This window comes from Streptacidiphilus carbonis (assembly GCF_000787775.1).
GTDB classification, from domain to species: domain Bacteria; phylum Actinomycetota; class Actinomycetes; order Streptomycetales; family Streptomycetaceae; genus Streptacidiphilus; species Streptacidiphilus carbonis.
Genome location: NZ_BBPM01000024.1, coordinates 89,389 through 91,730, shown reverse-complemented (window position 1 = coordinate 91,730; position 2,342 = coordinate 89,389). Strand labels below are relative to the sequence as shown.

Below are 2,342 nucleotides of genomic sequence, written 5' to 3'. Positions count from 1 at the left end.
GCGGCGGTTGCGCGGGCGCTAGGCGTCGCCGAGGGATCTTCGGCTGCGGACCGTAGGCGGCTGGTCGCGCGGTTCCCCGCGCCCCTACGGTGCTGCAACTGACCCGCTGTGAGCGCGTTGCACCCCCTCAGGGGCGCGGGGAACCGCGCGACCGGCCATGCGAACGCCGCAGCCGAACATCCGGGTCGTGACAACCGACGCTTCACGCGTGGCTCTACGCTGGCCCCGTGAGTGCACCCGCCGTCCCCGTGCCCGCCGACGCGCCTCCCGAGGAGGAGGCGCCGTCGGGCGGGTTCCTGGTGCGGCTGGACAACTTCGAGGGGCCGTTCGACCTGCTGCTGAGCCTGATCGCGAAGCACAAGATGGACGTCACCGAGGTCTCGCTGTCGCGGGTCACCGACGAGTTCATCGCCCACATCAGGGCGATGGGCCCGGACTGGGACCTGGATCTGGCCAGTGAGTTCCTGGTGGTCGCGGCGACCCTGCTGGACCTGAAGGCGGCCCGGCTGCTGCCCGTGGCCGAGCTGGAGGACGAGGAGGACCTGGCCCTGCTGGAGGCGCGCGACCTGCTGTTCGCGCGGCTGCTGCAGTACCGGGCCTACAAGCAGATCGCGGCACTGTTCGAGCAGCGCTGGGAGGCTGAGCAGAAGCGCCGCCCCCGCACGGCCGGGCTGGAGCCGCACCATGCCGCGCTGCTGCCCGAGGTGGTCATCAGCCTCACCCCCGAGGCCTTCGCCCGGCTCGCGGCCAAGGCGATGGAGCCCAAGCCGAAGCCGGTCGTCTACGTCGACCACATCCACACCCCCAAGGTGAGCGTGCGCGAGCAGGCCGCGCTGCTGCTGGAGCGGCTGCAACTGGTGGGGCAGGCCAGCTTCCGCACCCTGACCGAGGACGCCCCGGACGTGCTGACGGTGGTGGCCAGGTTCCTGGCGCTGCTGGAGCTCTACCGCGAGAAGGTGCTGCTGTTCGACCAGCCGGAGGCACTGGGGGAGCTGCTGGTGCAGTGGATCGGCGAGGAGGGGGCAGAGATCGAGGTGAGCGAGGAGTTCGACACCGAAGCATCCGAGAGCAGGGGATCCGACACCGAGGAAGGCGAGAAGCGATGAGCGGAAGCGACGACGCAGCCCGGTCCGGCGGCGTCCGGCGGCGGCTGGGGATGCCCGGGCGGCCGCGCCCGGGGGAGTACCTGGAGAACGCCTGGACCGACGAGGAGACCTGGGTCGAGCCGGACCCGGTGCAGCCCGATCCGGTGCCCGCACCGCCCCCGCAGCCGGTGCCCGAGCCCTTCCCGCAGCCGACGCCGGAGCCGGACCCGATTCCCAAGCCGGTCCCGGAGCCGCCGCCGGAGCCCGCGCCCGGCCCCGACCCGATCCCGGACCCCGTGCCGACCCCGCCCGTCCCGCCGCTGCCGCCGCATCCGCCGATGCCGGACCCGGAGCCGCTGCCGGTGCCCGACCCGGGCCCGCTCACGGCAGCGGCGACAGCGATCGATGTGCCGAGCGCGGTCGCGGAGCTGGAGCTGAAGCCGGCCCTGGAGGCGATCCTGATGGTGGTGGTCGAGCCCACCACCACCGCGCATCTCGCCGAGGTGCTGGAGCGGCCCAAACGGGTCGTCGAGCGGGCGCTGCGCGAGCTGGCCGCCGAGTACACCGGGCAGGGGCGCGGTTTCGAGCTGCGCTTCGTGGCCGGAGGCTGGCGCTACTACAGCCGTGCGGCCTGCTCACCGGCGGTGGACCGGTTCGTCCTGGACGGCCAGCACGCCCGGCTCACCCAGGCCGCGCTGGAGACGCTGGCGGTCATCGCCTACCGGCAGCCGGTGTCCAGATCGCGGGTATCGGCCGTCCGTGGTGTGAACTGTGACGGCGTCATGCGTACCCTTGTGCAGAGGGGTCTGGTCGAGGAGACCGGGTCCGAGCCGGAAACAGGAGCCATCCTGTACCGGACGACGCAAACATTTTTGGAACGGATGGGGCTGCGCGGCCTTGACGAGCTGCCGGAGCTGGCCCCCTTCCTGCCTGAGGCCGACGACGTGGAAGCGGACTCGCAGGAGGGCTCAGCGATCGCCGAGGCGGTCGCCACGAGCAGGTGACAGGCAGTGACACCCGCCCTGGGACGCGGCCCCGACGACGGACTCGACAACGGACTTCTTGATGCGTAGCGGTAGCAGTGGCAACGGTAGGAACAGCAGCGGTGGCGGCGGCCGCAGCGGAGGCGGTGGCGGCGCTCGCAGCGGCGGCACTCCGCGCGGGGCCGGCGGCGGTCGCGGCGGCCAGCGCGGCGGCGCGACCAACAGCAACCAGCGCCGCAGCGGCAGCGGCTGGGAGAAGGAGGCGCCGCGTCCC

Annotated in this window: 3 protein-coding genes; all 3 read left to right on the top strand. The window is 72.7% G+C overall.

The features are described 5' to 3' along the window. The first annotated feature begins 248 nt into the window (after positions 1-248). The gene (locus tag TR46_RS20275; protein WP_042403222.1) at positions 249-1,106 is read left to right on the top strand and encodes a segregation and condensation protein A; all 858 of its coding nucleotides are present in this window, start codon (positions 249-251) and stop codon (positions 1,104-1,106) included. 317 nt (positions 1,107-1,423) lie between these two features. After that, positions 1,424-2,089: an SMC-Scp complex subunit ScpB gene (gene scpB, locus TR46_RS20270; protein ID WP_084718763.1), complete on the top strand. Its 666-nt coding sequence runs from the start codon at positions 1,424-1,426 to the stop codon at positions 2,087-2,089. 61 nt (positions 2,090-2,150) lie between these two features. Then, positions 2,151-2,342: hypothetical protein (locus TR46_RS44355; protein ID WP_236655404.1), on the top strand; the 192-nt coding region annotated here is incomplete at its 3' end.